This is a genomic window from Vallitaleaceae bacterium 9-2, from assembly GCA_038396585.1.
Lineage (GTDB): Bacteria > Bacillota > Clostridia > Lachnospirales > Vallitaleaceae > UBA1351.
In genome coordinates this window covers 2,037,622-2,062,883 of record CP121691.1, presented here as the reverse complement: position 1 = coordinate 2,062,883, position 25,262 = coordinate 2,037,622, and the positions used below count along the sequence as shown (strand labels likewise).

The 25,262-nt window shown below is 37.6% G+C and carries 22 protein-coding genes, 1 other RNA gene and 1 other annotated feature; of the genes, 17 read left to right on the top strand and 6 right to left on the bottom strand.

The window, feature by feature from the left end; genetic code table 11:
* Nucleotides 1–4: 4 nt before the first annotated feature.
* Complete coding sequence (locus QBE53_09785; GenBank protein WZL80095.1) at nt 5–1,252, bottom strand: AraC family transcriptional regulator; 1,248 nt, start codon at nt 1,250–1,252, stop codon at nt 5–7.
* A gap of 164 nt (nt 1,253–1,416) precedes the next feature.
* On the opposite strand from QBE53_09785, the gene queA reads away from it, so the two are divergent.
* The 4 genes from queA to rnpB all read left to right on the top strand — a co-directional run bounded on the left by queA (nt 1,417) and on the right by rnpB (nt 4,343).
* The gene (gene queA / locus QBE53_09780) at nt 1,417–2,442 is read left to right on the top strand and encodes a tRNA preQ1(34) S-adenosylmethionine ribosyltransferase-isomerase QueA (protein WZL80094.1); all 1,026 of its coding nucleotides are present in this window, start codon (nt 1,417–1,419) and stop codon (nt 2,440–2,442) included.
* A gap of 8 nt (nt 2,443–2,450) precedes the next feature.
* On the top strand, nt 2,451–3,044 hold the full coding sequence (gene lepB / locus QBE53_09775) for a signal peptidase I (protein ID WZL80093.1): 594 nt from the start codon (nt 2,451–2,453) through the stop codon (nt 3,042–3,044).
* Nucleotides 3,045–3,065: 21 nt separating this feature from the next.
* Nucleotides 3,066–3,995 carry a hypothetical protein gene (locus tag QBE53_09770; protein ID WZL80092.1) on the top strand — a complete coding sequence of 310 codons (930 nt, stop codon included), beginning with the start codon at nt 3,066–3,068 and terminating at the stop codon, nt 3,993–3,995.
* Between the two features lie 15 nt (nt 3,996–4,010).
* An RNA gene (gene rnpB, locus QBE53_09765) (RNase P RNA component class A) lies at nt 4,011–4,343 on the top strand.
* Here rnpB and QBE53_09760 read toward each other — a convergent pair.
* Nucleotides 4,337–5,626, bottom strand: a complete 1,290-nt coding sequence (locus QBE53_09760; GenBank protein WZL80091.1) for a M14 family zinc carboxypeptidase — start codon at nt 5,624–5,626, stop codon at nt 4,337–4,339. The genes rnpB and QBE53_09760 overlap by 7 nt on opposite strands.
* A 141-nt stretch (nt 5,627–5,767) precedes the next feature.
* Nucleotides 5,768–6,454 (bottom strand): Bax inhibitor-1/YccA family protein, encoded by a 687-nt coding sequence (locus QBE53_09755; GenBank protein ID WZL80090.1) that lies wholly within the window; start codon nt 6,452–6,454, stop codon nt 5,768–5,770.
* Nucleotides 6,455–6,625: 171 nt separating this feature from the next.
* On the opposite strand from QBE53_09755, the gene amrS reads away from it, so the two are divergent.
* Together amrS and amrA are read left to right on the top strand one after the other, a co-directional pair.
* On the top strand, nt 6,626–7,480 hold the full coding sequence (gene amrS / locus QBE53_09750; protein WZL80089.1) for an AmmeMemoRadiSam system radical SAM enzyme: 855 nt from the start codon (nt 6,626–6,628) through the stop codon (nt 7,478–7,480).
* A 5-nt stretch (nt 7,481–7,485) separates the two neighbouring features.
* Nucleotides 7,486–8,859 (top strand): AmmeMemoRadiSam system protein A, encoded by a 1,374-nt coding sequence (gene amrA, locus QBE53_09745; protein WZL80088.1) that lies wholly within the window; start codon nt 7,486–7,488, stop codon nt 8,857–8,859.
* 3 nt (nt 8,860–8,862) lie between these two features.
* Here amrA and QBE53_09740 read toward each other — a convergent pair whose 3' ends face one another.
* From QBE53_09740 to QBE53_09730, 3 genes are read right to left on the bottom strand one after another with little or no spacing between them, the layout of a single operon-like run.
* Entirely contained in the window at nt 8,863–9,498 is a 636-nt protein-coding gene (locus tag QBE53_09740; protein ID WZL80087.1) for a lactate utilization protein, read from the bottom strand.
* Nucleotides 9,499–9,515: 17 nt separating this feature from the next.
* Complete coding sequence (locus QBE53_09735) at nt 9,516–9,818, bottom strand: AzlD domain-containing protein (protein WZL80086.1); 303 nt, start codon at nt 9,816–9,818, stop codon at nt 9,516–9,518.
* Nucleotides 9,815–10,549: an AzlC family ABC transporter permease gene (locus tag QBE53_09730; GenBank protein ID WZL80085.1), complete on the bottom strand. Its 735-nt coding sequence runs from the start codon at nt 10,547–10,549 to the stop codon at nt 9,815–9,817. Before QBE53_09730 ends, QBE53_09735 begins: the two co-directional genes overlap by 4 nt.
* Before the next feature lie 139 nt (nt 10,550–10,688).
* Here QBE53_09730 and QBE53_09725 point away from each other — a divergent pair, with 139 nt between their 5' ends.
* The 11 genes from QBE53_09725 to ilvB all read left to right on the top strand — a co-directional run bounded on the left by QBE53_09725 (nt 10,689) and on the right by ilvB (nt 25,243).
* Nucleotides 10,689–13,361 (top strand): calcium-translocating P-type ATPase, SERCA-type, encoded by a 2,673-nt coding sequence (locus QBE53_09725; protein ID WZL80084.1) that lies wholly within the window; start codon nt 10,689–10,691, stop codon nt 13,359–13,361.
* A complete protein-coding gene (locus QBE53_09720; protein WZL80083.1) occupies nt 13,358–15,487 on the top strand; it encodes a DNA topoisomerase III in 2,130 nt (709 codons plus the stop codon). The genes QBE53_09725 and QBE53_09720 overlap by 4 nt, the downstream gene beginning before the upstream one ends.
* A 10-nt stretch (nt 15,488–15,497) precedes the next feature.
* Nucleotides 15,498–16,025 carry a MotA/TolQ/ExbB proton channel family protein gene (locus tag QBE53_09715; protein ID WZL80082.1) on the top strand — a complete coding sequence of 176 codons (528 nt, stop codon included), beginning with the start codon at nt 15,498–15,500 and terminating at the stop codon, nt 16,023–16,025.
* Complete coding sequence (locus tag QBE53_09710; protein ID WZL80081.1) at nt 16,006–16,599, top strand: hypothetical protein; 594 nt, start codon at nt 16,006–16,008, stop codon at nt 16,597–16,599. The genes QBE53_09715 and QBE53_09710 overlap by 20 nt, the downstream gene beginning before the upstream one ends.
* 13 nt (nt 16,600–16,612) lie before the next feature.
* The gene (locus QBE53_09705; GenBank protein ID WZL80080.1) at nt 16,613–17,071 is read left to right on the top strand and encodes a hypothetical protein; all 459 of its coding nucleotides are present in this window, start codon (nt 16,613–16,615) and stop codon (nt 17,069–17,071) included.
* Nucleotides 17,072–17,208: 137 nt separating this feature from the next.
* Nucleotides 17,209–17,432, top strand: a binding site (T-box leader).
* A 177-nt stretch (nt 17,433–17,609) separates the two neighbouring features.
* Nucleotides 17,610–18,110 carry an acetolactate synthase small subunit gene (ilvN, locus tag QBE53_09700; protein WZL80079.1) on the top strand — a complete coding sequence of 167 codons (501 nt, stop codon included), beginning with the start codon at nt 17,610–17,612 and terminating at the stop codon, nt 18,108–18,110.
* A gap of 30 nt (nt 18,111–18,140) precedes the next feature.
* A complete protein-coding gene (gene ilvC, locus QBE53_09695; GenBank protein ID WZL80078.1) occupies nt 18,141–19,130 on the top strand; it encodes a ketol-acid reductoisomerase in 990 nt (329 codons plus the stop codon).
* 75 nt (nt 19,131–19,205) lie between these two features.
* A complete protein-coding gene (gene cimA / locus QBE53_09690; GenBank protein WZL80077.1) occupies nt 19,206–20,798 on the top strand; it encodes a citramalate synthase in 1,593 nt (530 codons plus the stop codon).
* Between the two features lie 32 nt (nt 20,799–20,830).
* The gene (gene leuB / locus QBE53_09685; GenBank protein ID WZL80076.1) at nt 20,831–21,901 is read left to right on the top strand and encodes a 3-isopropylmalate dehydrogenase; all 1,071 of its coding nucleotides are present in this window, start codon (nt 20,831–20,833) and stop codon (nt 21,899–21,901) included.
* A 14-nt stretch (nt 21,902–21,915) separates the two neighbouring features.
* Entirely contained in the window at nt 21,916–23,574 is a 1,659-nt protein-coding gene (gene ilvD / locus QBE53_09680) for a dihydroxy-acid dehydratase (protein ID WZL80075.1), read from the top strand.
* Nucleotides 23,575–23,587: 13 nt separating this feature from the next.
* On the top strand, nt 23,588–25,243 hold the full coding sequence (gene ilvB / locus QBE53_09675) for a biosynthetic-type acetolactate synthase large subunit (GenBank protein ID WZL80074.1): 1,656 nt from the start codon (nt 23,588–23,590) through the stop codon (nt 25,241–25,243).
* Nucleotides 25,244–25,262: the final 19 nt, after the last annotated feature.

The window sequence follows — 25,262 nt, the reverse complement described above, 5'->3', positions numbered from 1 at the left end:
TTTATTATGTTTTGATACGATATTGCTTTGGTGTAATTCCTGTAACTTTTTTAAAGATGGTTGTAAAATAGTTTTGATTATTAAATCCAACAGCTAAAGCAATATCTAAAATAGATTGATCGGTTGTTTTTAATAAGTATTGGCTTTCTTTAATACGTATATGATTTACATAATCGGCAAAGGCAAGGTTCATTTCTTTTTTAAATAAAGAAGAAAAGTAATTTGGCGATAAACCGATATAGTCAGCAACTTCTTGTAAACGAATAGCCTCTGAAAGATGATTATGCACATATTTTGAAGCTTTTTTTATGACGCCCACATGATTAATTGAATCAATATGTAAGACGCTGTTTGTATACTTGCTAATCATATCTTCTACCACCGTCATTAATTCTTGGGAGGTTTTAGATGATTTAATAGCCTCAATAAACTGGTGAGATAACTCAATGGCATAATCGGCGTCCACACTTGACTGAATTACCTTTCTGGAAAGTAATGTGTTAAGGATGATCGCGTTAAACTGGTTATCTATAAATCCTGTTGTTGAATAATCAGAAAAAGCAGGGCGAAGGTGTTCATAATACAATGCAAAAACCTGTTCGACGTCGCCGTTGCCTACTTTGTCCAAAAACAATAATTCAAAGTCAAAATTCAAAAAGTTTGACAAAGTATCTTTGGAATGTGTATCAAGCATAGGTGTCATACGTGCTTGGTCAGTGTTTTCGCTGTCGGGTTTTACTGTTGAGGTCTTTGGGGAGTGGTTAGATTCAAGAAGTGTAATGAATGTCTTTTCTATATGAAATAGATGGGTTTTTGAGAGGGTTGGAATTTTGGAAAAAATGCCTTTGAAACGATGGCGCTCGCTTAGGGCTAAGTCCTTAGATTGTATGATTTGATTAAGCTGATGTTCGGACAATGTAGATTCTAAAAATGGACCCAGTGCAATGAAACCATAAAAATTATTGTTATGTATTAGAGGAAAGCTTAAGTAATGTACGCCATAACTTGATTTAAATAAAATAGGAGTGGTTGAAAGGGGAAGGTTTTGATCCATATAGGTCATATATTCAGTATATATATCTGAATATTGGGCGAACAGCTCGTGCCCTGTGCCATAAGTCTTCAATTGCTTTTTTTGTTGATTGAACAAGCTTATTGAAATCCCAAAACTGTAGTGGGCAGATTTCATGATTTCGTATAGGGCGCCAAGATCCAGTTTGTTATTAGAAATCAGATGAGAAAGAGTATACATATTAATCACTCCTTATTTTCTTAAAACCGGTTAATAGAGAACGAATATTAATTTATATACTATAGTTTACATGAAAATAATTGAATTGTATAGTATTTTATACTTTCAGTGTAGAAACTTTTTCTGAAAAGTGGTACAATAAAGTTTGCTGAAAGGAGTAACATATGAACGTAAACGAATTTTATTTTGACTTGCCGGAGCACTTGATTGCTCAAGAGCCTTTGAAGGAGCGAACGGCATCTAGACTGATGGTTCTTGACCAAGAAAAAAAGACAATTGAACATAAGAAGTTTCGGGATTTAATAGATTATTTAAATGAAGGCGATTGTTTGGTTCTTAACAATACGCGTGTACTTCCGGCAAGGCTTATTGGAGAAAAGGCAGATACGGGAGGTAAAGTCGAGTTTTTATTATTAAATAGAAAAAATAATAATGAATGGGAAGTGCTCGTAAAACCAGGAAAAAAGGCAAAGGTTGGTGCACGGATAACTTTTGGTGGTGGTATGCTAAAGGCGGTTGTCCAAGAGGTGGCTCCTGGCGGTAACCGTATTGTCAAATTTGAGTTCGAAGGCATCTTTGAGGAAGTTCTAGATCGATTGGGAACGATGCCCTTGCCACCCTACATAAAAAAAGAGCTCGATGATCAAGAGCGCTATCAAACAGTTTTTTCAAAGCATACCGGTTCGGCAGCAGCACCTACGGCAGGCTTGCATTTTACTAATGAATATTTGGATGCAATTAAACAAAAAGGTGTGCATATTGCGTATGTGACACTGCATGTTGGTTTGGGAACATTTCGTCCGGTCAAAGTGGATAATATCCTAGACCATGAAATGCACTCTGAATATTGCTATATTAAAGAAGAAGACGCTCAAGTGATTAATTCGACTAAGGAAAATGGAAAGAAAGTATTTGCGGTGGGGACAACAAGTCTTCGAACTTTGGAGTCCTTAAGCGATGAACATGGACGGATAGAAGCAAGATCAATGTGGACGGATATTTTTATATATCCGGGGTATACATTTAAAATCATCGACGGTCTCATCACCAATTTTCACTTGCCGGAATCAACACTAATCATGTTGGTCTCTGCACTTGCCGGAAAAGACTATGTCTTAAAGGCATATCAAGAAGCTATACATGAAAAATATCGTTTCTTCAGCTTTGGAGATGCGATGATTATAAAATGAGGTATAAAATGAAAAAAATAATGGCAGAAGTATTGGAATATGTAAAAATTATCATTATTGCATTGCTAATTACAAACTTTCTTAATGTGTTTGTGTTTAGTTTATCGGAAGTTAGACAATCATCCATGGAGACGACACTCATGGAAAATGATCAACTCGTTGTTGAGCGTTTGTCGTATAGTTTTGGCGAGCCAAAGCGTGGGGATATTATTGTGTTTATTGACGAGCTTGAAGTCAAAAATACAATTCCAGCAAGAATTAAACGATTATATGAAGATATGCTGTCAAAAATTCGCCAAAAAGACGGACATTTACGCTTAGTTAAACGGGTTATCGGGCTGCCAGGCGACGAAATCAATATAGAAGATGGCTATGTATTTGTGAATGGACAACGTCTGGAAGAGGAATATTTATCTGTACCTACAAATGCAAAAAGTTTGGATTATCCTTTGCTGGTTGAAGAAGATCATTATTTTGTATTAGGGGATAATAGAACAGTAAGCTTAGACAGTCGAGATTTTGGAAGTGTTCCTATCGAAAAGATTGAAGGACGTGTAATGTTTCGCTTCTGGCCGCTCAACAAAATGGGACTATTAAAATAAAGCACAGAAAGAAGAGAGAATATGCTATTAAAAAATAAACTTTCTCTATTGGGAATTGTTATTTCAGTGTCAAGTTTAATCATCTATCTATTGTTGCATGTGCTGGCATTAAAGGATATGGGTTTGCTCTTGTTTATTTTTGGAGCAGTGGCTCTTGTGAGTCACCAAACCACTATTTGGTGGATTTTTTATCGATTTGCAGTAACAAGGCAACGGATGAAAAACCGCCTACAGTTTATGCATCAAGTGGCGCTGGGTGTTACATTTGGATTCACTTTTTTATATATTGGAGTCAACGTTTTATGGGGAATGGGGCTTTATGAGAAGACGGATGATTGGCAAACACTCCTCATCGTTCTTCTTATGGTGGTATACATTCTTTATCAGGAAAATAATACGCACAATTTGATCTCATTGAATTTACATAAAAAAGTCAATCAGTCAAAAAAAGCGATGAATCAATACATCGGGTTTGCACTGAATTGGCTAATGATTAATATTTTGTGGAATTCCATAGGGCTTTCCAAGGGATTACCTGTTTTTGCTTTTATATATGTATTTCTAATCTTAGTTCAAAATAGTTTGAATTATACGACATTGGGACAAAGTCGATATTGGAATTTTACGTATGAAGTGGTGCTTTTAATACATCTTTATTGTGTTGCAATACAAAATGGATGGATGGCATTGTTTGCGGTTACGGTAGTGTTATCCATAGTGCTGTTTCTTCGACAGTGGCGTTGGCTTAATTATAAGAGGCGAAGTAAAATCATTGGTGTATGTATGATAGTACTTGCAAATAGTATTCTTGTATTTATGATGCGTGACGGACTTTTTTTCCAAGAGTCGTTATCCTATTTAATTCCATTTCCATTTATTTTGTACTTGATTATATTAGCAATTGTATATATAATAAACGAGCCGTCTTTTTATAAGCGGCTCACCAATTAATAAAAAACTACATTATGACTAAGCTAGACGATCGCGCCGCAAGGTGAGGAAAGTCCGAGCTCCATAGGGCAGGGTGCCAGATAACGTCTGGTGGAGGCGACTCTAAGGATAGTGCAACAGAAATAAACCGCCGTAAGGTAAGGGTGGAAAGGCGAGGTAAGAGCTCACCGCTTGTTTGGTAACAAACAGGGCAAATGTAAACCCCACTTGGAGCAAGACCGTAAAGAACAAACGAAAGTTAACAGCTGCCCGCTGTGTTCTTGGTTGGTCGCTTGATCCTATTGGTGACAATAGGGCTAGATAGATGATCGTTCACGACAGAACTCGGCTTATCGGCTTGGTCATATTAATGGTAAGTGTTTTATCAAGAACTCATAGATACTATGAGTTCTTTTCTTTTTATTTAAAAACATGGAAGGTGTAGCATCGCCTTCAACAATTTTACCATTATATTTTTGCGCGATGGCGTTAGCGTAAGTTAGATTTTCAAAGTCACGGACATAGACATCATCCACATATAATCGATAGGGGAAGTACCCTGTTTTTTGTCCTTCGCTAATGGCATACAATGGGACAAGACGATTAGCTTCATAGGCAGTTGGGTAGAGATGCGCTTGTGTTGGTAAATCGGTAGAGATAGGGAGTGTTTCGACAGTAATCAGTGGCTTTAGTGTTTCGCTTGACGTAAAATCACTCAAATAGCCGCTGCCTAATCCGTTATCTTCATCCATGAGTTCATAGCCATTTGCGATTTGAATGGTTTGAGCTAATGTTTTACTTCGCTGATTGTAGTAATCGGGGGCAAAGTATTTATTCCAATAGAGAACATTGCCTCTTGAGTGAAAACTTATATAGTTGCGAAAATCATAACGCAAGATATAGTTCATAACAGTTTTGACTTCGGGTTCGGATGCGGGGTGCGGTCCGGGATAAAATTCTGCAGATGGCGACGTTGCATGTAAATTGCTTATATTTAATTGCCAAATGTTTTTCCAGATATTTTCATCCATGTCAAAGTAGTGTTGGGGATAGTTTCTATTATGGTCCACTCCAGAGATACCGGATTTGAAGTTGGTGTAGTGGTCATCGCCAACCGATAATAATAGTTTGCGTCCATGTTGGGTCTGAACTGATGCTTCACCAAACTTTACCAGGTCAAAACCATCAGGATTTGTTAATGGTAAAAAATGGATAGCGACCTCTTCAAGCATTTGCGAAAGGGAAAATTCTTGAATATGGTTTTCCTGATGGTAATCAATAGCGTAGTCTTCAATTTGCTTCATGACAATGAGAGGATTTACAGTTTCGCGGGCATGGGTTCCGGCTTCGACAAAGTAGTGTTGACGTAATATGTTAAAATCTTTTTGGCGACGAAGTGTATCAACATCTGCGGTCATGATGATGGAATAGAGAGGCTTTTGATCGACAGAATAGCCGATAATATCAACATATATAAGAGTGGGATATTTTTTTTCTAGTGCAACAGCCAGTGAAAAAAGGTCCTGAGACGACATGGATTCTCCGTTCGATAGTTGGACAAGCTCAGCTTGGGCGCAGACACCCGTTGAGAACGAAAAAACGAATGGAAAAATAAAGATAAAAATAAACGATAATTTTTTTGATATGTTCATAGATACATCCCCCTTTATTAATAGTATAAAGGTTTTTTTCGACGAAAACAATATACGAAAATAATTTAAAGCCATATAACAAGTTATATGGCTTTAAAAGGGGTATAATGAAATATATATATAAAGAAGCTTAATAATAAGCTATCTTTGCTTGCCGGACAGGCGTAAGATAAATAAGAACAAGTTGATGAAATCTAAATATAGTGTCAGTGCACCGGTTACAGCAATATTACCAGAAGCAACTTGAGTGTTGTTGACGCTGTATGCATATAAGGACTTCATTTTTTGTAAATCATATGCAGTTAGACCGGCAAAGATGACAACACCGGCTAAATTAATCAAATAAAATAATGTTCCATTACCTAAAAAGATATTAATTACAGTCAGCACAATAATTCCAATAACACCAACCATTAAAAATGAGCGAAATGGTGTCAAATCTGTTTTGGTGACATAACCATATAGAGCCATTACTCCAAATACGACACTTGCAATCATAAATGCGGTTGCAATACTTTGTCCAGTATATAGAAGCAATATGGAAGATAGGGTTAAACCATTAAGGAATGAGTAAAATAAAAATAATCCGACGGTTTTTCCATAACTATATTTTAATGCGTTTTTTGATAAAACAATAACTAGAGCAAATTCACCAATGAGTAGCCCAAAAAAGATGAGTCTGTTTGAAAAAATCAAACTAAGAAGTAAAGGTGAAGAAGCAACAGTTAAAGAGGTCAGTGCGGTTAGCATCAGACCAAAAAACATCCACATAAAAACTTTGGATAAAAAAGCATTTAGTCCTTGTATTGTTAATGTATTATCGTTCATAAAGTATCCCTCCTAAAGTAGTTATGTTACATTGTACGCTAAAAAAGCCGAGGCTTCAATTAAAAAACTATTAAAATTATGACAGTGCTAACACAGAGTGCTATAATAAAGTTAGAATAGGGTTTGAGCGTTAGGACAATTTGTTTGCGAAGAAAAAAGTAAGGAGCAAAAATGCGAGAAGCAATGTATTATACGACAATGAAGAATCAACAATTACAGTGTCAATTGTGTCCACATTATTGTGTACTTAAACAAGGGCATACAGGGCGATGCTTAGTTAGAAAAAATATTGAAGGAAAGCTTTATAGTTTAAATTATGGAAAGCTAAGTGCAATTGCCATTGATCCTATTGAAAAGAAGCCGTTGCATCATTTTTTTCCTGGGAGCGAGATTCTCTCTGTAGGAAGCTATGGGTGCAACATGGAGTGCGAGTTTTGTCAAAATTGCGACATATCTAGAGAATTTAATATACCAAAGCAATATATAAAACCTGAAGATATTGTTAATAGTGCAATGGACCACGACCTTAAAAGTATTGCCTATACATATAATGAACCGACAGTCTTTTACGAATGGATGATAGAAACAGCCAAATGTGCGAAAGAACATGGAATCCGTAATGTTATGGTGACCAATGGATTTATTAACCCTGAGCCGTTTATTCAATTGGCTCCACTGCTTGATGCAATGAATATTGATATCAAAACATATGATGATAAGCAATATCAACGTATTTGTGCTGGACGCTTGGCGCCTGTATTAAAAACGATTGAATTGGCAAAGGGATATGGGATTCATGTTGAACTTACCTGTCTTATCGTTCCAAAGCTTAACGATGATATTGAACAGCTTGATAAACTTTTTGAGCAAATCCATCAACGTGTGGGGGATATTGAATTACATGTAAGTCGATATTTCCCAAGATATCATTATAATGAACCGGCAACAGACATTGCATTAATGCTAAAAATAAAAGAAGTGGCAAAAAAATATTTTAGTTATGTAAGCTTAGGAAATGTGAGGTGAATTTGTTGAAAAAAACCGTTGTTTTTATGCCGCATCCACCGATTATCATTAAAGAAATCGGAGGAGATGAAGCGCGAGGCGCAAAGGAAACGATTCAGGGAATGGAAAAATTAGCAAAGAAGATTCGAGAGATTCAACCCGATACCATTATCTTTGTTTCACCCCATGGCAATGCGTTTTCAGATGCTACATGCATCCTTGATGGTGATGTCTTTGAAGGATCTTTTTATCAATTTGGTCATGAACACATGACGTTCCAAAAAACTGTGGAACAGTCGCTTACCAAAAAAATTGTTGAAGTGTTACAACAAGAGCACATTAACACAGTATTGATGACAAAAGAATTAGCTCAAACCTATAATATACGAACAGGTTTAGATCATGGGGTTTTAGTACCTATGTATTTTATTGATCAAGAGTATGATGCATATAACATTGTACATTTAACACCTGGATTTACGCCGTTAACGGATAATTATCACATTGGTCAGTGCATTGGAAACGTCATTGATGATTACATGCGAGAGACCAATCAAGAAATACTTATTGTAATTAGTGGCGATTTATCCCATGCATTAAAAGATAGTGGTCCTTATGCATATCACCCGGATGGTCAAGTATTTGATCACCTTGTGCAAAAGGCAATCATTGAAAAAAATGTCAATCCTTTGTTGGAGTTAAGCTCGGATTTTATCGAAAATGCAGCTCAGTGCGGGTTAAGACCTTATCTTATCGGATTTGGAATTATGTCAAAGGTTATAGATATATCAAAAATAATAAGTTATGAAGGACCCTTTGGCGTTGGTTATTTAACAGGGTATTTAGAATCAGGAGGGAGTGCTCAAGACGATAAAAGAGCCGATGCTTATGTTAAACTGGCAAAAAAAAGTATAGAACACTATGTTCAAACCGGTAGAAAATATACGTTTGAACCTGAAGCTTTTCCGGCAGAGTTTATATCAAAAGAAAGTAAAAACAAAGCAGGTGTATTTGTCTCGATTCATAAATATGGTCAATTAAGGGGATGTATTGGAACGATTCAGCCGACGCAAGATAATGTTATTGAAGAGATTATTTATAATGGAATTAGTGCGTGTGCATCAGATCCAAGGTTTAATCCTGTCGTTAAGAGTGAGTTAGCTGACTTGGAGATTAAGGTAGATGTCCTTATGCCGATCGAAGCCATTGACGATGTGAATAAACTTGATGTAAGTCGATATGGTGTTATTGTTGAACAAGGGCGTAAACGTGGATTGTTGCTTCCTAACCTTGAAGGTATTGATTCAGTTAAAGAACAGATTCATATTGCAAAGCAAAAAGCTGGAATTAACGAAGGTCACTATGCTTTGTTTAGATTTGAAGTCAAAAGGCATGGCTAGGCGCTAATAGCCTAGCACTTCACCAACCAAAAGAACGTGTATTCTGTTTGCGCGGTTACAGCGTCTTGTAATGACGGTATGTGAACAGATACAATCATCAACAAGACAATTGTGGCACTTTCCGGTATGTGAACAAGGCGTGTTTTGATTAAGACGCACAGTATTTGCAGGCGCCGCAATATTTTTGACACGGCTAAGTGCATCGGTTTCATCGAGACTAACTTTATTCATACCGGCAACAACGATAACGTTATCAGGACCAAAGATAAGGGCGGCAACGCGATTTCCGTTACCATCAATATTAACGAGTTTGCCGTCTAGAGTGATAGCATTTGTACTGGTTAAATAGTAATTGGCACTTAAAGCTTTTTGAGCAATTTGGTGACGTGCTTGTACAGTGTCAGCCATATCTCGGTCAAGACAAACCAGGTCCATCGTTTTTACAGCATCAATAATCCCGGATTCGTGTAATGTCATGGAGCCACCCCAACTTACAGTGGAAGTTGGCTTGATAAAATTTTGGATAAACAAGATAGCCTCTTGAGAAGTTTCAAAATAGTATCCGTTCATATTTCTTTTTTGAAGTGCCTCAATAATTGTTTTGGCTTGATTTTGATATTTTTGTTGAACAGGATTCATTATTTGTCTTCCTTTCTCTAATTAAATAGGGTAATAACAATATAAGCGATTGCGACAGCTGACATAGATACGGTGATGAGACTTTTTTCAAACCATCCTAATAGTAAAGCGACAAGTGTGCCTGCAACAGCGGCAGGTACAAAATGTGTAGAGTAGAAAATATCCGGAATGGTCATCGCGGTTAAAATTGCATAGGGAATATAAAAGAGAAAAGATTGGATAAAGGGAGATTCAATCTTTTTTCTAAAGAGAACAAAAGGACTTACACGTATAATATAGGTTGTTAGTGCCATTAATATAATTCCATATATAGGTTTCATGCGTTTACCTCCGTAGATGTTTTATGCTCAAGATACGCACCGTAAAAGGCGCCGATACATGCGGATAAAATAATGGCATATCCAGATGATAACTGATTGACAACAGGCAAGAGCAACATCGTTAGACGAATAAGCATTGTTGCAAAAACAACATGACGTATATTTTTATGATGCTTCATGGGAGGTAATACCAGTGCAATGAACATGCAATATAGTGCAATAGCAGCAGCATGTTGCATATCAGGATTTAAAAAAGTATCCATCAAAGAACCAAAAAATGTTCCACCAGACCATCCAAGATATGGTAAAGTGACCAGACCCATAAAGTATGGGAAGGTAATGGTTTCGACCTCAACGGATGCGACGGTAAATGTCTCGTCTGTAACACCAAACGCAAGAATAAATTTTTGATAAAGTGGCATGGTTCTTGAGATCTTTTGAGACAGGGCAGTGGACATTAATAAATAGCGAATATTAATGATGCTGACGGTTAAGAGTAGTTCGACGTATTTGGTGCCGGAAATTAAAAGGTTCATTCCTGCAAATTGCCCTGCAGATGTCACATTTGTCATACTCATGAAGACGGCTTCGTACAGAGTAAATCCGTTTAAACAGGCTGTCATGCCAAAAGTAAATGAAACAACCAGGTATCCCAAAGCAATTGGAAAACCTGCTTTTAATCCATTCATATAAGTCGGTGTAACAAATTCATTTGAAGTCATGTTTTGCATAGTTCTTCTGTCCTTTTCATTTTAAGTTTTCGATATGACTTTATCATAATGGTATAGTAAATTCAAGTAAATATGATATAATAAAAAGCAAAGTGCCTATGTCGTAAGCTGCATAGGAAAATAGATAGGGAGGCATAATGTGAAAGAGAATAAACATAATAAATCAATACAAGAGGTCGTTGCGGATTTTGATACAGACCTTGAACAGGGGTTAAAGAGAGAAGAAATTCAAAAACGAAAAGAGCGTTATGGAGAAAATGCATTGCAAAGTAAAGCAAAAAAATCACTCTTTGCAATGATAGTAGATCAATTTAAGGATTTTATGATTTTAATATTAATCATTGCGGCAATTATTTCGATTTTATTAGGTGACGCATTTGAAGGCGTCGTTATTTTAGGAATTGTTGTTCTTAATGCAGTTTTAGGAACGTATCAGGAAAATAAAGCAAGCAATGCGCTTGCAGCACTTAAGAATATGGCAGCGCCAAAAGCAAAGGTTATTCGTGATCATCATATTATGAGTATATCTTCAAAAGACTTGGTTCCGGGAGATTTGGTTGTTTTAGAGGCGGGGGACTATATACCGGCGGATGTTCGATTGGTTGAAAGTGTAAATTTAAAAGTCGATGAATCTGCATTAACAGGAGAGTCGGTAGCCGTTGAAAAAGATGCAGATGCCATAGTGGATGAAGAAGCAGCGCTTGGAGATCGAATCAATAGTGGCTATATGAGTACTATCGTAACCTATGGGCGTGGAAAAGCTGTTGTTATTGGAACCGGCATGCATACAGAGATTGGCCAAATAGCAACGATGCTTGATGAGACAGAAGATACCCAGACGCCTTTGCAAAATAAATTAGCTCAGTTTGGAAAATATTTAGGGGTTATTTGTATTGTAGTTTCAGCCGTGATTTTTGCCTTAGGCATCCTTCGTGGCGAAGATCTTTTTGAAATCTTTATGATTGCGGTAAGTTTAGCAGTTGCGGCAATTCCAGAGGGGCTTCCGGCAGTAGTTACGGTTGTTCTAGCTATGGGGATGCAACGTATGATTAAGCGTCATGCCATTGTTAAGCAATTAAGTGCAGTAGAAACCCTAGGAAGTACATCCACAATTTGTACAGATAAAACTGGGACATTAACACAAAATAAAATGACCGTACAAAAAGTTTACAACGGTTATGAAGAATTTGAAGTGACGGGAACTGGTTATTCTTTTGATGGAGAGATTAAAAGTGCATCAGGACATGATGCAAAAGAACAGATAAAACAATTGCTACATATTGCAGCACTTTGTAATGATGCAGATTTTGATGAAGGTGATGTAGTAGGCGATCCAACGGAAGGGGCACTATTGGTTCTTGGAGAAAAAGGTGGCATCTCTTATCAGCAGATGAATCAACTTCATCCAAGATTAAAAGAATACCCATTTGATTCAGATCGTAAGCTGATGTCAACATTACATAAATTTGACAAAGAACATCTGATGTTTACCAAAGGGGCTCCGGATGTCATTCTTAAACGGTCAACAAAAATTCTTCACAACAATGAAATCATTGAGTTAACCGATGAAAAACGTAATGAACTTTTAGCAATCAACAAGCAATATGCTCAGCAAGCATTACGGGTTTTAGGCTATGCGTATAAACCAGTATCGGAGACTGCAAAATTAGAAGATGAGGAGCAAGAGCTCATATTTGCAGGATTAAGTGGTATGATTGACCCACCTAGGGAAGAGGTTAAAGATGCCATTAAGCTGTGTAAAAAAGCGGGAATTCGTGTGGTTATGATTACTGGCGATCATATTATAACGGCAAGTGCCATCGGGCGTCAGATCGGTGTTATTGATGATGATAGCCAAGCGATGGAAGGCGCTACAATCAACAAATATACAGATGAAGAACTTCAAGAAGCTGTGAAGAACACGAATATTTTTGCACGTGTTTCTCCAGAGCATAAAGTACGTATTGTAAAAGCACTTCGAGCTTCAGGAGAAGTCGTGTCGATGACCGGTGATGGTGTTAATGATGCCCCTGCGCTTAAGCAAGCAGATATTGGTGTGGCTATGGGGATTACCGGAACGGATGTATCTAAAGAAGCAGCCGACATGATTTTAACTGATGATAACTTTGCAAGTATTGTAGATGCCGTTGAAGAAGGGCGAATTATATACAGTAATATACGAAAGTTTGTCGGATTTTTATTGTCCTGTAATATAGGCGAGATATTAATTATCTTTATTGCCATCCTCTTGAAATGGCCGGTACCTTTACTGCCGATTCAGTTGCTATGGGTCAATTTGGTGACGGATTCATTCCCGGCATTTGCCTTGGGTCTTGAAGAAGGCGGAGAAGGGATCATGGACCAAAAACCTCGAGATAAAGACGAGCCGATTGTTAACAGAACGATGCAAGTATCTATTGCTATTCAAAGTATAGGTTTAATGACTGCAACGCTTATTTCTTTTAGGATAGGTCTAAACTCTATTGCAGATGCAGCAAGCGCTGAAGCATTAGCACGAACTTTTTGTTTTGTAACACTTATAATCGGTGAAATGCTTAGAGCATATTCTGCGCGAAGCGAGCATAAACCGTTATGGACGATGCGTGTATTTTCAAATCGCTATCTAAACCTATCAGTTACCGGTGCAGTGATTATGTTACTTGGCGTTATCTATCTTCCAGGGGTTTCAACAATTTTCTCAACTGTAGCGCTTTCGTTTGAACAATTATTAATTGCTATGGGACTAGGGGTCATTCCAACGGTATTTAGTGAAATAGGTAAACAAATCAACATGTTAGGAGCCAAAAAGTGAAGAAACTCATTATTACAGAAAAGCCTTCGGTAGCAAGAGATATTGCAAAAGTTTTAAATATTCGAATGCGAAAAGATGGATATATGGAGGGAGAAGACTACGTAATTACTTGGGCCGTGGGGCATTTAGTGACGCTCTATGAGCCTCAAGATTATGATGCGAGTCTAAAGCGCTGGTCTTACCAGTCGCTTCCCATTATCCCGGAATCTATCAAAATCAAACCATATCCACAAACCAAGAAGCAACTATCGATTATTCAAAAATTATGTGACCGAAAAGATGTCGATAGCTTAATTTGTGCGACAGATAGTGGAAGAGAAGGCGAACTGATTTTTCGATACATATATGATTATGTTCAATCCACAAAGCCGTTTTCGAGATTATGGATTAGTTCTATGACAGATGAAGCTATAAAAGAAGGCTTTGAACATTTAAAGGACGGAAAAGAATATAACCGTTTGTATTTATCGGCAAAATGTCGATCAGAATCTGATTGGCTTGTTGGGATTAATGCAACACGCGCTTACACAACGCTCAATAATACGTTGCTTAGCATTGGACGAGTACAGACACCGACGCTGGCGCTTGTCGTTAATCGATATCATGAAATTGAGAACTTTAAACCGCGAGATTATTATGAAGTGGTTGTAGATTATGGAGAGTTTAAAGGCATCTGGTATAAAGATCAAATCTCCGATACTAAAATTGATTCCCTAAAAGAAGCTCAAGAAATTGCAGAAAAAGTTAAAGGGCAAGATGGGTACGTTATTGAAATAGAAAAGAAGAATAATAATCAAAAACCACCTTTTTTATATGATTTAACAGAATTACAGCGTGATGGGAATCGACAATATGGATATACAGCAACACAAGTGCTTGAATATGCACAAAATCTTTATGAAAAACGCAAACTCATCACTTACCCACGTACGGACAGTCGATTCTTAAGTGATGATATGAAAGATACGGTTATCAAAACGATGTATACAATTAATGTGATGCCCTACTCTAAAGCCATAGCACCGTTGATGAATGGCGCAAAACTGCAATTGAAATTCACAAAGCGTATTATTAATAACAGTAAGATAACCGATCACCATGCCATTATTCCAACGAATAAAAATCCGGAAAATATATCTTTGTCACCTCAAGAAAAAAATATTTATCAGTTAATTGTTAAACGGTTTATTGCAGTTTTTTATGGAGACTACAAATTTAAGACGACAAAAATCATGGTGAATGTTTGTGATGAAACCTTTGTATCCAAAGGTAAAATTATTAGTGATTTGGGGTGGAAAAAACTTTATCAAAAAATGTCGGACCAAGATGAAGAGACGCTTCCAAACCTAAAGAAGAAAGACGTTGTGCATGTTGATGAGACACAAGTACAGTCAAAACAGACATCGCCTCCAAAGCCATATACAGAAGCAACACTATTAAGTGCAATGGAAAATGCAGGACGCTTTGTTGAAGAAGAAGACTTAAAGGAGCAGCTCAAAGAAGCGGGTTTTGGTACCCCTGCAACACGTGCGGGGATTATTGAGCGTCTTATTAGTGTAAAATACATTTACCGTAAAGGAAAATCCTTATACCCAACGGAAAAAGGCATCAAATTAATTCAAATAATTCCGGATGAATTAAAAAGTCCTGAAATGACAGGAAAGTGGGAAAGAGGTTTGACAAAAATCAGCCAAGATAAGCTGCCGGTAGAACCGTTTATGGCGAGCATTAACCGTTTTGTTGCGTATTTGGTGAAAAGTGCTGAAAAATCAAAGCATTTAGTGACCTTTGAAGATGACCAAAAACGTAAAAGCAATTACAAAATTAAAGGAAAGGTTTATGGAACTTGTCCGGTATGTGGTGAAGGAAAAATAACAGTGAATTCCAAAGCCTATTATTGTAGTCGTTTTCTTGATGGGTGCAAATTCACATTATGGAAAAATGCCTTAGAACCTTATGGGGTGTTGACGGAAGCTATGGTAGAACATTTATTAAAAGAACAAAAAATTGAATCGTTTGAGTTTATACAACCTCAAACGAAAGAAGAAAAGATAGCAACGCTGGAACTGGAGCCAAGTGGGCGGCTACAGTTAAAAAATGTCAAACTCAAATCGACGTCAGGTTAAGGAGCACACAATGTTTAATAATATTCTACGTAATATATTTGGATATGATATGATCATAATTTTGTTAGCGGTATTTAATGGAGTGTTTATTATTCCTAGACTTAGAAAATATTCTAATGCTTTGCGAAAAAAATGCCAAGGTACGGTCTATCTACCCATCCAACTTTTGATTGCTGGTATCCAATCCGCAAAAAATACTCGGGTTAATATTCATGAATTGCAAGAGTTAAGGGAAAAAGAAGTGATGTATTTTCATTTGTTTGGGACAATTAATAGTGTTTTTCCACTTTTAGGAATTTTAGGGACTATTATTGGGCTGCTTCGAATGATTGGGCTGGAAAGTACAGTGGTTATGAGTAATTTTACCCTTGCTTTAACATCGACATTTTGGGGATTGGTCTTTGCTATTATCTTTAAAGCCATTGATGGTATGTTGGCACCTGTGTTTTATCAAAACCAAGAAAACTTACAACTGCTATATGAGCGTATTGACATGGCGTATGGAGAGGGGTATGTAGATGACCAAACTGACAAATAGAGAAAAAATTGTTGATTTGACATCGCTGCTCGATGTGGTTTTAATCTTATTATTTGGTCTTTTAGTTACGATGAGCATGGAAAAACAAGAAGCTCAAAATGAAATCCAGGTACTAGAAGATAGTTTGTATCAAGAACAAAGGCAGTTAGATTACCTTATCAATAAGCAAGAGATGATCAATGCACAGATTGCCCAGATTATTGAAAGTGATGATCCGGCTAAACGCTTAGAGCAACTTGACTTTGTGGCACAACAATTTCTTGTGATTGATGTTTGGATAGATAAAGAAAAAAATCATGAAATTATAATGAATGATGAGTCAACACATATTTTTTTACCATTGAGCATTCGTAATAATCCATCGGCGTTAGAACAAGCGCGTCAAGACATATATACATTTATTGAAACAATGATTGCAGACAACCAAGAACAATCTAAATATGTGCTGCTTTCGCTGGAAGATAAAGGTGGAACCTATAATTATGCTTTTAATCTGGTTTGGAATGTATTTCGTGAAATAGAGCAAAATGAGCAATCGGTTCAAGTACATAAGATGCAATATATACATTATTAAAAAGGAGAATGACATGAAAAATAAAGACGAAAACAAAAAGAAAAAGTTAGGGCTAAAAGGGGCAAGTATTGCGATGGTGGTTGCCATCTTAAGTTTGCTGGGATTTGGTTGGAACTCCACAGATTGGGGCGAAGGCAATGTAGGCAATCAAGACTCAAGTGGACAGATCGAATCCCAGGATTCTCAAGAACAAGCACAAGATGAAGAATCTGAAGCGATAGAACAAGAGGCAGAAGAAGCGCTTAATCTCGAATTTTTTGTCTATGAAGATAAAATTTATACGGATAAAGCATTAACCAAAGAAATATCTTTAAATCAGATAGAACAAGAGATTGAAGCCTATAAAGGACAAGAAGTATTTTTGTATGATGCAGGTGCCATTAAACAGACGTTTGAAGAGGTTGAACAAATCATTGACGTATATGTCGATAGCCATGGGCTGATTAAAGTCAAAAGCGAAATAAATGAATAAAAACCTTGGCATAACTTTAAGTTATGCGTTACATATATAATAATTATATTTGTTCGGTGAAATATGCTGAAATATTGTCTTTTAAAGGTTGACAAGCCATAACAACATTGCTACAATGTATCTAACAATTTTTTATATGAAATGCGTTGAAAGAGATAATCATATATCCGCTAATTTAAGAGAGTCATCGGATGGTGTAAGATGATATTATGATAGTTGAGAATCACTCTTGAGCAGATTTGCTGAAGGTTATTAGGCAAATACGGTATGTCCCGTTAAAGACTAGGATTTGTTTGAATCTGAAAGAGTGGTCATTTTTTAATGACAAATAGGGTGGTAACGCGGTTATTTCGCCCCTACAGTAGTTTTCTGTAGGGGCGTTTGTTTTAACAAAAGTAAGTGTATCCTAGCTTGTGTCGTGAATAATCTGTTGCTAAAACGGCACTGCAATTGGCGAAATATTAATACAAATGGTGGCATTATCGTGTATAATGTAATGGAGATATTATATAACGGGAGACCGTAGAAGGAGGAAACTATGCATAGACATGTATTATCGGTATTAGTGAGCAATCATTCTGGTGTGTTAAGTCGTGTCGTTGGTTTATTTAGTCGAAGAGGTTATAATATTGACAGCCTATCTGTTGGAGAAACCGAACATCCTGAAATGTCAAGGATGACCATTGTAGCAAGGGGAGACGATCAAATTATTGATCAGATTATAAAGCAGTTGGATAAACTCCATGATGTTTTATACATAAAAGAACTTCCACAAAATCTTGCGGTATGTAGTGAATTAGCTTTGGTTAAGATTGAAGCATCCAGTGATACACGTATTGAAGTGGTAGGCATTATTGATTTGTTTGATGCTACAATTGTTGATGTGGCAACAGAAGCATTGACGGTAGAGATTACAGGTGAAAAAGATGAAATTGATACGTTCTTAAAGATGGTCGAGCCTTTTAATATTAAAGAAATGACTCGTACCGGAATTATCGCATTACAAAAAGGCAATGCAGATATAAAAGAAGAATTATAAGCAAAAAAAAGATTAACGGAGGATAAAAGAATGGCAAAAATGTTTTATGAAAGTGATTGTAATTTAGACTTATTAAGCGGAAAGACAGTAGCAATTATTGGTTACGGCTCTCAAGGACATGCACATGCAAGAAACTTAAAGGATTCAGGTGTTAATGTTGTCGTTGGATTATATGAAGGAAGTAAATCATGGGCGATTGCACAAAAAGATGGATTAAGTGTTGCCGTAGCTGCTGACGCAGCAAAGCAAGCAGATATTGTCATGGTTTTATTACCAGACGAAACACAAGCCGAAGTTTACAAAGAAAGCATTGCTCCAAACCTTGAAGCAGGTAACTCTTTGGTGTTTGCACATGGATTTAATATTCATTTTAATCAAATTGTACCTCCAACTGATGTTGATGTGTTTATGGTAGCTCCCAAAGGACCTGGACATACAGTAAGATATCAATATGAAGAAGGAAAAGGTGTTCCTTGCTTAATCGCAGTACATCAAGATGCATCAGGTAATGCCCAAGCTAAAGCTTTAGCTTATGCGGCTGGAATCGGTGGAGCCCGAGCGGGTATATTGGAGACAACATTTAAGGAAGAAACAGAGACAGACCTTTTTGGAGAGCAAGCTGTACTATGTGGTGGAGTTTCTGAATTAATGAAAGCCGGATTTGAGACGTTGGTTGAAGCAGGATACCAACCAGAAAGTGCTTACTTTGAGTGTGTTCATGAGATGAAGCTAATTATTGATCTTGTTGTTCAAGGTGGCTTAAGCTTTATGCGTTATTCAATTTCAGATACAGCAGAATTTGGAGATTATTCTATTGGAAAACGTATTATTACAGAAGATACTAAAAAAGAAATGAAAAAAGTACTTTCAGAAATTCAAGATGGAACCTTTGCAAATCGCTGGATTCTTGAAAATAAAGCAGGTAAGCCTTCGTTAAAGGCAAGACGACGTATGGAATCAGAAATGCAAGTTGAACAAGTTGGTGCCGAATTACGTAAAATGATGAGTTGGATGAAGTAAACAATCATTCTTTTTAAAAAGGATACCATAATACAATGTGGTATCCTTTTGTAAAAAAATAAGGAGTTGATCAGAGTGGGAAAATATATAGAGATATATGATTCAACATTGCGTGATGGAGCACAAGGTGAAGGAATATCTTTTTCCGTATTAGATAAAATAGGTATTGTCAAGGCCCTTGATGAATTTGGTGTTCCGTTTATTGAAGCGGGTAACCCTGGGTCAAATCCCAAGGATTTAGAATTTTTTGCTGAAATGAAAAATATCCAGTTAAAACAAGCCAAGCTTGTTGCTTTTGGAAGTACCCGAAGGAAAAATATTAAGGTGGAAGAGGATAGAAATATTCAATCCTTATTAGAAGCAGAAACTGAATATGTAGCTATATTTGGTAAGGCTTGGGATTTTCATGTGTCCGATATTATTAATACAACTTTGGACGAAAACCTAAAAATGATTGAAGATACGATTATCTACATGAATGAACAGGGAAAAAAAGTTGTGTTTGATGCAGAACATTTTTTTGATGGATATAAAAGCAACAAAGAATATGCGCTATTAACACTCGTTACAGCGGCTAAATCGGGAGTTGAAAGTATTGTTTTATGTGATACGAATGGAGGTACATCACCCTTAGACATTCAAAAGATTACACGAGACGTTGTATCAAAAATCGATGTGAATGTAGGCATTCACTGTCATGATGACTGTGGAACGGCAGTTGCCAATTCAATCATGGCTGTCGAAGCAGGTGCGACGCAAGTTCAAGGGACTTTCATCGGCTTTGGTGAACGATGTGGGAATGCAAATCTATCAACAGTCATTGGAAATTTGCAGGTAAAACAAGGGTATACATGTGTACCAGAAGAAAATATAGAAAATCTGACGTCTGTTGCGCGTTATATTGCTGAGACAGCGAACATTATCCTTAATCCGAGTATGGGCTTTGTTGGGAAAAATGCCTTTACACATAAAGGCGGTATGCATATTGACGGCATTAATAAAAATGCGAATAGTTTTGAACACCTATCGCCTGAAGTGATTGGAAATACGCGTCGATTTTTGATGAGCGAAGTCGCTGGACGTAGTCTATTGCTAAAAAAAGTGCAAAAGATTGTTCCGGATATCGCAAAAGATTCACCGGAAACTTCGGATTTAATGCAAAGATTAAAGGAACTGGAGCATGAAGGCTATCAATTTGAAGGGGCAGAGAGTACTTTCGAACTGATTATTCGTAAGGAACTTGGAAAATACAAGCCGTTTTTTGAATTGAAGTATTTTAAGATTATGGGAGAAAAACCTTCGGCTGATGAAAACTTTAGTGCATATGCTATTGTAAAAGTGGCGGTAGAAGGTGAGATGAAAATTAGTGCTGCAGAAGGTGATGGACCGGTTAATGCCTTAGATAAGGCTTTAAGAATTGCATTGGAGTCATTTTATCCGAATTTGAAAAAAGTTCAGTTAACAGACTATAAGGTAAGGGTCCTAGACTCAAAGGATGCAACGGCGGCCAAAGTTAGAGTTTTGATAACATCTTCAGATGGACAAACCATGTGGTCAACGGTAGGGGTATCGACGGACGTTATCGATGCCAGTTTAATTGCCCTGATTGATTCAATAGAAATCAAATTATTACGTGACTTGGAAGAACGTGCAAAAAAATACATATAAATATATAAATCAAGAGAAAAAGAGGTAGACAAATGGATTTTAAATGTGCAGTTATTAAAGGTGATGGTATCGGACCAGATATCGTTGATCAAGCAATCAAAGTATTAGGTGTTGTTGGTGAAAAATATGGACATACCTTTTCATATGATGAAGTTCTTGCAGGAGGCGCAGCAATTGATGCAACAGGGCATCCGCTTCCACAAGAAACCATTGATGTATGTAAAAAATCGGATTCTGTGATACTGGGAGCTGTTGGAGGTCCACAGTGGGACCATCTGCCAGGAGATCTTCGTCCTGAAAAAGCGTTGTTAGGACTTCGAAGTGCACTTGGCCTTTATGCAAATTTGCGTCCTGCAGTTATGTATAAAGAATTACAAGCAGCATGCCCAATAAAAGATGAAATCATCGGTGAAGGACTTGATATCATGGTTGTGCGTGAGTTAACCGGTGGAATATATTTTGGAGAACGTGGTCAAGGAACAGGTGAAAATGGTGCCTTCTCTTATGATACGATGATGTATTCAGAAAAAGAAGTTGAACGTATTGCACGCAATGCCTTTGACATTGCTATGAAACGTGGAAAAAAATTAACCAGTGTAGATAAGGCCAATGTATTAGAAAATTCAAGACTATGGAGAAAAGTTGTTCTCGAAGTAGCCAAAGATTATCCAGAAGTCGAATTAAATCATCTATATGTAGATAATGCTGCAATGCAACTGGTCATTAACCCTAAACAGTTTGATACCATTGTTACGGGGAATATGTTTGGAGATATTTTATCGGATGAAGCAAGTATGATTACAGGCTCTATTGGAATGTTGCCTTCGGCTTCTCTTGGAGAAACAAAGATAGGTATGTATGAACCAATTCATGGCTCTGCACCGGATATTGCAGGACAAGACAAAGCGAACCCAATTGCAACCGTTTTATCAATGGCGATGATGTTACGCTATTCCTTTGATTTGGAAGCAGAAGCGCTTGCAATTGAAAAGGCTGTTGAACGGGTACTTGCAGCAGGATATCGTACAGGCGATATAATGAGTGAAGGTGGCAAGCTTGTTGGAACGAAAGAAATGGGCCGCTTAATTTGCGCAGAAATCTAAATGGAGGTTTTTAGATGAATAGTGATCACATAAAATCAGGTATTGAAAGAGCACCTCATCGTTCATTACTCAAAGCGATGGGATACACAGATGAAGAATTAAAAAGACCATTAATTGGTATTGTCAATTCTCAAAATGACATTGTCCCAGGACATATTCATTTAGAGACGATTGTTAATGCGGTTAAAACCGGTGTTACTATGGCAGGAGGGACGCCAGCACAGTTTCCTGCAATTGCCGTATGTGATGGCATTGCAATGGGACATAAAGGAATGCACTATTCTTTAGTTTCAAGAGAACTCATCGCAGATTCCATTGAAACCATGGCATTAGCCCATGGGTTTGATGCCCTAGTTATGGTGCCAAATTGTGACAAAGTGGTACCTGGTATGCTTATGGCAGCGGCTAGAGTTAATATTCCTACGGTCATCGTAAGTGGTGGGGCGATGTTGTCGCTTGAAAAGGATGGTAAGCATCTAGACCTTAATTCGGTTTTTGAAGCGGTAGGTTCTTATAAAGCAGGACTCATAGATGAAGAAGAGGTACTCGAGTGTGAAAATAATGCCTGTCCAACATGTGGTTCGTGTTCAGGAATGTTTACGGCAAATTCCATGAACTGCTTAACAGAAGTTATCGGTATGGGATTACCGGGCAATGGAACCATTCCGGCAGTTTATGCAGAACGTGTTCGCTTGGCTAAAACAGCCGGAATGAAAGTCATGGAAATGTTTGAAAAAAATATTCGTCCTAGGGACATCATGACATCAGAAGCTTTTCGCAATGCGTTGACAGTGGATATGGCGCTGGGATGTTCAACCAATACCATGCTGCATTTACCAGCAATTGCCTATGAGGCAGGGGTTAAGCTTGACCTTGCCATGGCAAATGAGATCAGTCAAGTTACACCGAATCTATGTAAATTAGCTCCGGCAGGTCCGTATCATATACAAGATTTATATGCGGCTGGTGGAATTCAAGCAGTTATAAAAGAATTAGCTAAAAAAGAACTAGTGGATACATCGTTGATGACAGTTAATGGACAAACGATTGAAAAAAATATCAGTAAAGCAATCAATAAAGATACTAATGTGATTCGTCCAATAGATAATCCATATAGCCAATCTGGCGGTATTGCTGTCTTAAGAGGAAACATTGCACCTGATGGATGTGTTGTTAAAAAGTCGGCAGTAGCGGAACAAATGCTTCAACATAAAGGACCTGCACGTGTTTTTGATTCAGAAGAAGAAGCCATTAATGCAATTTATTCGAAAAAAATTGTTGCAGGCGATGTTGTGGTCATTCGTTATGAAGGGCCAAAAGGCGGACCGGGTATGCGTGAAATGTTATCTCCGACGTCAGCACTTGCAGGAATGCATCTGGATAAAAAAGTAGCACTTATTACCGATGGACGCTTTAGTGGTGCAACACGTGGAGCGGCTATAGGTCATGTATCTCCTGAAGCAGCAGAAGGGGGAAATATTGGTCTAGTTGTTGAAGGTGATATGATAAGCATTGATATTTTGAATAACTCGATTGAACTTGAAGTAAGCGATGAAGAATTATCAGAGCGCCGTAAAACTTTTGTTCCTTTGGAACCAAAAATTAAAACGGGTTATGTTGCAAGATATGCTAAGCTTGTAACGTCAGCTAGCACAGGAGCTGTACTTAAATAAAGGAGGAACGCTTATGGAATTAACAGGGTCTCAGATACTATTAGAATGTTTAAAAGAACAGGGCGTCGATACTATTTTCGGGTTTCCCGGAGGTGCGGTTCTTTATATATATGATGAAATATATCGTCAGCTCGACCATTTTCAACATATTTTAACATCCCATGAGCAAGGAGCTTCTCATGCGGCTGATGGGTATGCGCGCTCTACTGGCAAGGTAGGTGTTTGTATCGCAACATCAGGACCGGGAGCGACCAATCTTGTGACGGGGATTGCAACAGCGCATATGGATTCAATTCCAATGGTGGCGATTACAGGGAATGTCCCTGTAGGCCTTTTAGGCAGAGATAGCTTTCAAGAGGTAGATATTGCTGGAATTACAGCGCCAGTAACAAAGCATAATTATATTGTCAAAGATGTGAAGGACTTGGCAGATATTGTGCGCGAGGCATTTTATATCGCACAATCAGGGCGCCCGGGACCGGTACTTATTGATATACCCAAAGATGTGTCGATAAATAAAGCGAACTACACTCCACAACAGCCTATACCAATCGTAAAATCTTCAGAACCCTTAAAAAGTTCTGACCTGGATGAGGCGATTCGTTTGATTAATGAAGCAGAAAAACCTTATATTTTTGCTGGTGGTGGCGTGGTTATTTCAGATGCTAAAAATGAAATGGTCGAATTTGCTGAAAAAATTCACGCACCCGTTACCTGTAGTTTGATGGGGATGGGTGGATTCCCTGGACAGCATCCATTTTATACAGGCATGATTGGAATGCATGGAACCAAAGCATCCAATATCGGTGTACAAAAATGTGACTTGCTTATTGCAGTTGGTGCACGCTTTAGTGATCGTGTCACAGGTGATACGGCAAAGTTTGCTCCCCATGCAAAAGTTATACACATCGATATTGATCCGGCAGAAATCAACAAAAATGTTAATGTGGATCAAGATATTATTGGAGATGTCAAGGAAGTTCTTACAGCATTAAATAGCAAACTTGAACAGCAAAAACATGAAGATTGGATGGAGGAAATACATGCCATTCATAAAAAATATCCATTGGTCTATCCAGAAGGATTAACTGGTCAATACGCGGTTGAAAAGCTCTATGAAGTAACAGGGGGCGATGCAATAATCACTACTGAAGTTGGACAGCATCAAATGTGGGCAGCTCAATACTATCGATTTAAAGACCCGAGGTATTTTATAACTTCAGGTGGTCTTGGAACCATGGGATATGGTACAGGAGCCGCATTAGGTGTACAAGCGGGAAATATGGATAAAACAGTTGTTAATATTGCGGGTGATGGAAGTTTTCGTATGAACCTTAACGAGATGATTACTGCAGCAAGATACAAATTGCCAATCAAAGTACTTGTGCTGAATAATAGTGTGTTGGGTATGGTGCGTCAATGGCAGACGATATTCTATGATCAACGCTATTCATTTACACACCTTGATGATATTAATTATGACAGCCTGGCAGATGCCTTTGGAGTGTCTTGCGTCACAATTAGTACAAAAGAAGAGGTTGAAGATAAGTTAAAAGAGGCTCTTGCAATCGATGGTCCTGTGATTATTAATTGTTTGATTCATAAGGATGAAATGGTTTATCCTATGGTTGCACCAGGAGCTGCAATTGATGAGTTGATGACAGAATAATATTTAATCATAAAAAAGA

What these genes read in the sequence shown, in the direction of transcription:
- ilvC (WZL80078.1), top strand. Translation starts at nt 18,141, where the DNA reads ATGGCAAAAATGTTTTATGAAAGTGATTGTAATTTAGACTTATTAAGC.
- ilvB (WZL80074.1), top strand. Translation starts at nt 23,588, where the DNA reads ATGGAATTAACAGGGTCTCAGATACTATTAGAATGTTTAAAAGAACAG.
- ilvD (WZL80075.1), top strand. Translation starts at nt 21,916, where the DNA reads ATGAATAGTGATCACATAAAATCAGGTATTGAAAGAGCACCTCATCGT.
- QBE53_09705 (WZL80080.1), top strand. Translation starts at nt 16,613, where the DNA reads ATGAAAAATAAAGACGAAAACAAAAAGAAAAAGTTAGGGCTAAAAGGG.
- QBE53_09740 (WZL80087.1), bottom strand. Translation starts at nt 9,498, where the DNA reads ATGAATCCTGTTCAACAAAAATATCAAAATCAAGCCAAAACAATTATT.
- QBE53_09715 (WZL80082.1), top strand. Translation starts at nt 15,498, where the DNA reads ATGTTTAATAATATTCTACGTAATATATTTGGATATGATATGATCATA.
- QBE53_09785 (WZL80095.1), bottom strand. Translation starts at nt 1,252, where the DNA reads ATGTATACTCTTTCTCATCTGATTTCTAATAACAAACTGGATCTTGGC.
- QBE53_09735 (WZL80086.1), bottom strand. Translation starts at nt 9,818, where the DNA reads ATGAAACCTATATATGGAATTATATTAATGGCACTAACAACCTATATT.
- QBE53_09710 (WZL80081.1), top strand. Translation starts at nt 16,006, where the DNA reads ATGACCAAACTGACAAATAGAGAAAAAATTGTTGATTTGACATCGCTG.
- QBE53_09755 (WZL80090.1), bottom strand. Translation starts at nt 6,454, where the DNA reads ATGAACGATAATACATTAACAATACAAGGACTAAATGCTTTTTTATCC.
- QBE53_09730 (WZL80085.1), bottom strand. Translation starts at nt 10,549, where the DNA reads ATGCAAAACATGACTTCAAATGAATTTGTTACACCGACTTATATGAAT.
- lepB (WZL80093.1), top strand. Translation starts at nt 2,451, where the DNA reads ATGAAAAAAATAATGGCAGAAGTATTGGAATATGTAAAAATTATCATT.
- QBE53_09760 (WZL80091.1), bottom strand. Translation starts at nt 5,626, where the DNA reads ATGAACATATCAAAAAAATTATCGTTTATTTTTATCTTTATTTTTCCA.
- amrS (WZL80089.1), top strand. Translation starts at nt 6,626, where the DNA reads ATGCGAGAAGCAATGTATTATACGACAATGAAGAATCAACAATTACAG.
- QBE53_09770 (WZL80092.1), top strand. Translation starts at nt 3,066, where the DNA reads ATGCTATTAAAAAATAAACTTTCTCTATTGGGAATTGTTATTTCAGTG.
- ilvN (WZL80079.1), top strand. Translation starts at nt 17,610, where the DNA reads ATGCATAGACATGTATTATCGGTATTAGTGAGCAATCATTCTGGTGTG.
- queA (WZL80094.1), top strand. Translation starts at nt 1,417, where the DNA reads ATGAACGTAAACGAATTTTATTTTGACTTGCCGGAGCACTTGATTGCT.
- leuB (WZL80076.1), top strand. Translation starts at nt 20,831, where the DNA reads ATGGATTTTAAATGTGCAGTTATTAAAGGTGATGGTATCGGACCAGAT.